This window comes from Chitinophaga sp. (assembly GCF_035564935.1).
Lineage (GTDB): Bacteria > Bacteroidota > Bacteroidia > Chitinophagales > Chitinophagaceae > Chitinophaga.
The window spans coordinates 1-4,412 of record NZ_DATMTE010000114.1 but is presented as its reverse complement, the minus strand read 5'-3'; the positions used below and the strand labels follow the sequence as shown (position 1 = coordinate 4,412).

Below are 4,412 nucleotides of genomic sequence, written 5' to 3'. Positions count from 1 at the left end.
ATTTTTTGGCCCCAGGCCTCGAAAGTACTTACCAGGTTAATATCTTCCCCGTGATAATGTCCTGGTGCAATGGTCCCTCCATACAGCATAATACCAGGGCGATTCAGTCGGCCCATAGCCATCATTGCACCGGGCAGGTTTTTATCGCAACCAGGTATGGTAATTAATGCATCGTAATATTGCGCGCCGGCATTTGTTTCAATGCTGTCGGCAATCAGGTCGCGGCTTACCAGGCTATAACGCATTCCCGCCGTACCCATGCTGATACCATCGCTAACGCCGGCTGCATAAAAGCGTAGCCCAAGGAGTCCGTCGGTCTGATTAATATGATTCCGCACTTCTGTAGCCAGATCATTGAGATGCATGTTGCAGGGATTACCGTCCCAACCCATGCTTGCAATGCCCACCTGGGCTTTGTTAAAATCTTCCTCTTTAAAGCCGATGGCGTAATACATTGCCTTTGCACCGGGCAAAGTTTCATCCTGCGTTAACACGCGTGAATACCTGTTGAGTATTGCTGACATTTATTTTGAATTTTATTACATGTGTGATTTCAGCCTGCTGAGCGTTTCAGGAGAAATGTTCAGGTAAGCGGCGAGATTTGCGTTGGATAATCTTTGTATCAGTTCCGGGTTATTTTCAAGCAGACTACGATACCGCTCTGTAGCATTCTGAGTGAGCAGGCTGCTGAGTTTTGAGGTGATCACTGTTAACCCGTATTCAAGAATGTAGATATACATTTTATCCCAGGCCGGGATTGTTTTTCTCAACCGGAAAAAATCATGGTGGGAGATCACCAGCAATTCAGAAGCTTCCACCGCCTCTATATATTCAGGGGAAGGCTCTCCCGAAATAAAACTGACAATAGATGTTAAGAAAGTATGTTCAAACGCCATGAACCGGGTGGCTGCATTATTATCGTTACTGTAATACAAACGAAGACAGCCTCTATTAATAAAGAAAATCCGGTCGACTACCGCTCCTTTCTTCAGCAGCAGTTTATTCTTTGGCGCCTTAACAGTATTGAAACAGGATAATACTTCGCTGAGTTCTTCGTTGCCAAGCGATGTTTTTTCCTGTATCAGTGCTGCAAGCATTGTTATCATACGCCAAAGCTACACCGAACCTGCTTAAAAAACATTGACCTTGGTCAAAATCGAAACAGCTGCGTGCTGTGTTTGCACAAAAAACGCAGCACACAGCCGTTTCCAATCTAATAAAACCCCTTTATCAACAGGTAATCTTTCTCTTCCGCTGCATGCTTCTTCAGCAGCTCCGCATCTTTAGACAATAACTGTACCGTGCTGCTGATAAGGATCACCAGGCGAAGGATACAGAACAGCAGCAATATTATGGCGGTGATAAACATATAAAAGCTATTTAATGGAAAGAATGTAGGTAGATAATTCGTTCAGATCTTCCTTTGATAATTGCGGGAAGCCGGGCATTTGCGGGTACCCAGCTCTTTTCTTTCCCGGTGCTTTGATCCAGCGCTGTAAACCGGCTACATCATTTTTATAGATGCTCACCATTTCCGTCATGGGTGGGCCTACCAGTTTTTCGTGGGGCCGGTGGCAGGAGGAACAATTAGCCTGGAAAATAGCAGCGCCTTTTCCTCCTTCTCCCGGCGGCGTTTCCACTTCTTCCTCCACCGGATGCATCCTTGCTTCGGCCGATAAGCGTTCGAACTCCGCTGTTTTGGCGGCCATCAGTTTTTTATGCGGCGCCAGTGCATTGGCCCGGTACACATGCCTGCCGCTGCCCATAAACAATACCGTGAGGGTCATGGCGGCCACCACTTTACCAAAATGTTTATCAATATGCTCCTCCGGCCCTGTGATGGCTTTCCACATCCAGTACATGGCGGGCAACGCAATAGCGGCGCCTGAAAAAATGATTCCCAGCAGGCGCCAGTTCATCCCTTTCGCCGGCAGCGTTAACAGTACCACCGGCCCAATCATAAACTGGAACAATGAAAACGCGAAAGCCAGTGAATATGTTTTCTTCTTTACCTGGTAACGGGTAAGCGTAGTGAAGTAACGTTCAAAAGGATAATTCTTTCTCCCGAAATACCAGCATAAAAACAAACCTGTAACCGCCATAGAAGCAGAGAGAAAGTGGAGGTACCGGGGAAAAACATTCGGCAGCGCCAGCGCGCTCATGAATCCCCTGACGGTGCCCCACTTCTCGGGAAATAACATCAGGTTAATGTTGGCTAAAAAAATAAGCGGGATAAATAAGAACACCAGCACCGCTGCCGCAATAATGGATATATGCAGCGGCTTATTATGCTCCAGTTTATACCAGGTATATTTATGCAGGTAAGTGAGCAGGAACGCAAAAGTAACCAGGGGAATAATAGAGATCCACATCAGCCCTGTAAGGGCGTTAGCGGAATAAAAGTAAATGGTATAAAGCGCATTGATGCTCAGTAACGGGGCTACGCCCAGCACTACCGCCAAGCTTTTATTGACCGTAATGGTCCGTGCAATTTCATGCGCCAGGGTATCATATTCTTTTATCCTTCAAACCTTTCAGCTGCGCCCACAAAGTAAGCACAGATCCTCCCAGCATCAGGTTCACGAATATGATATGCGCCAGGAACGACACTACCAGCAATACTACCAGCAACCATTCGGGCAAAGGCAAATCTAACGGAATATCTCTTGGCACAGGCGTACCCGCCTGCAAAAAAGCTGTCATATTTTTGATGTTTTATGGGTTCTTTTCTTCTTTCAATAATGCCTCTGCGGCAGGCACATTATTCAACGGGTTCACCATTACGCCGGTTGTTTGCGCACCCTCCAGCGATTCACCGCTCAACTGCAGGTGACGGATATAGGCAACCAGCGCCTTCAGTTCTGCTTTATTACCCGGAAAAGGCGGCATATAGGTACGGCCATTGTGCATGTTGGGAATATATGCTTCCATGGAGTTTTCCTCCAGCGGCTTTCCCTTGCCATACACCCCTTCAAATACCGTTACAATGGAATTAATGCCATTAGTGGTATGGCAACGGCTGCACGACAACATAAACACATCCCTGCCTGCACTGAGTTTATTCGTTTCCGTTATATCGGCCGATCCCGCATAGGTGGCGTACTTCAGGATACCATCCCTTTTATATAACGGGTAATCTTCTTCCCGCAATAAATTAGAATACATATACTTTCCTATCACGTAAGGTTTCCTGATAAATTCCCTCACTCTTTCAAAGATGCCGAGGAAGCCAAAGGCGGCCAGGCAGGGAACCAATACAAAGGCAAAACGGATACTCCCCGGCCGGGCCCAGGCCCAGATACTGATGAATACCACCAGCGACACAGCGCCCGGGATAATATAGCTCAGCAGTTCATAGTACTTCGCAAACTCCATAGTACCTACCGCCGTACTCATATTGGAGCGCATGGCTTCCGGCATGGCATGATAATAAATGTAGGCGGCAGCCAGCGTTACCGGCGCCCAGCCCAGGATCCATCTGGCAGCGCTTTTCAGCGCCTCACTTCTTTCCACGCTATTCTTTTTCCCAAAAATGGTAGTAAGCAACATACCAAAAATACCCCCCAGGATCATGGCCGCAGGTGTTCTGAAAAAAAGCTGCGGCAGGTAAATGGGATTGGTAAACCCATTCAGCAGGCTGTGATGTTTGTTCCAGTTGCCGGGATCCATCATAAACCCCAGTATGGATACAATGATGGCCATAGTGATCCAGGAAAAAACAGACAGGAACCATCCCAACCGGATGTGGCGCAGCTTTCCGCGCAAAGTGGCATTGGCGCTTTTCCAGGTGAGAAAATAGATCATGATCAGCACTACCTCCGTTACAAAAGTGAGCCACTCCATAAACCAGGCGAAGTAGAACACCCGGATCAGGCTCCCGATGGAAGAAGGGCTGATCAACGCGGCGGAAAACCAGATGCCTACTCCCGTCATAGCCCCGATGGTAGTAGTAATGATAAAGGCCACCTTCATTTTTTTATATATCATTTCATCCCAGGCAGGATCAGTGATCTGCGAGGGACCGGCCATTTTAACGCCTTTTTGCTCCAGCCACGCGATGTAGGGAATAAAACCCACTGCCAGCCCATGATTGATAAACACGTGTACAATGGCTATCATGGCAATAAGGAACCGGTCGTTCAGCCAGTCGAGGTGAAACATTGGAAAATCCATGTGATGATTTTTAGTCTACAACAATTTTAAAAGCAGCAGGATCAGGCAGCACAACAGCACGCCCACTGCTATCCTGTTTAACAGGATAATGGTGCCCAGCAGGTTTTTCTTTCCCGGCCCGGCGTTATATTCATTGATCGGCATACAAATATTTTTACTGTTGATTTTTTCTGAAATTCTCTGGTGTTGTGCCGGCGTTTTTTCCAAAGAAGGTGACAAAATAAGAGGCGCTTTCAAAG

The 4,412-nt window shown here is 47.2% G+C and carries 7 protein-coding genes; all 7 read right to left on the bottom strand.

Annotation, left to right across the window (positions count from 1 at the left end; all coding sequences use genetic code 11):
• On the bottom strand, window positions 1-524 hold a 524-nt coding region (locus tag VN105_RS03115; protein WP_325637821.1), incomplete at its 3' end, for a dihydroxy-acid dehydratase.
• 15 nt (window positions 525-539) lie between these two features.
• Window positions 540-1,106 (bottom strand): Crp/Fnr family transcriptional regulator, encoded by a 567-nt coding sequence (locus VN105_RS03110; RefSeq protein ID WP_325637819.1) that lies wholly within the window; start codon window positions 1,104-1,106, stop codon window positions 540-542.
• A gap of 107 nt (window positions 1,107-1,213) precedes the next feature.
• Window positions 1,214-1,369, bottom strand: coding sequence for a hypothetical protein (locus tag VN105_RS03105; protein ID WP_325637818.1), 156 nt, complete (start codon window positions 1,367-1,369; stop codon window positions 1,214-1,216).
• Window positions 1,370-1,376: 7 nt separating this feature from the next.
• The gene (locus tag VN105_RS03100; protein WP_325637823.1) at window positions 1,377-2,453 is read right to left on the bottom strand and encodes a cytochrome c; all 1,077 of its coding nucleotides are present in this window, start codon (window positions 2,451-2,453) and stop codon (window positions 1,377-1,379) included.
• Window positions 2,454-2,508: 55 nt separating this feature from the next.
• On the bottom strand, window positions 2,509-2,703 hold the full coding sequence (locus VN105_RS03095) for a hypothetical protein (RefSeq protein ID WP_325637817.1): 195 nt from the start codon (window positions 2,701-2,703) through the stop codon (window positions 2,509-2,511).
• A 12-nt stretch (window positions 2,704-2,715) separates the two neighbouring features.
• Window positions 2,716-4,173: a cytochrome c gene (locus VN105_RS03090; RefSeq protein ID WP_325637815.1), complete on the bottom strand. Its 1,458-nt coding sequence runs from the start codon at window positions 4,171-4,173 to the stop codon at window positions 2,716-2,718.
• A 15-nt stretch (window positions 4,174-4,188) separates the two neighbouring features.
• Window positions 4,189-4,412, bottom strand: a 224-nt coding sequence (locus tag VN105_RS03085) for a hypothetical protein (RefSeq protein WP_325637813.1), incomplete at its 5' end; no start/stop codon positions are given.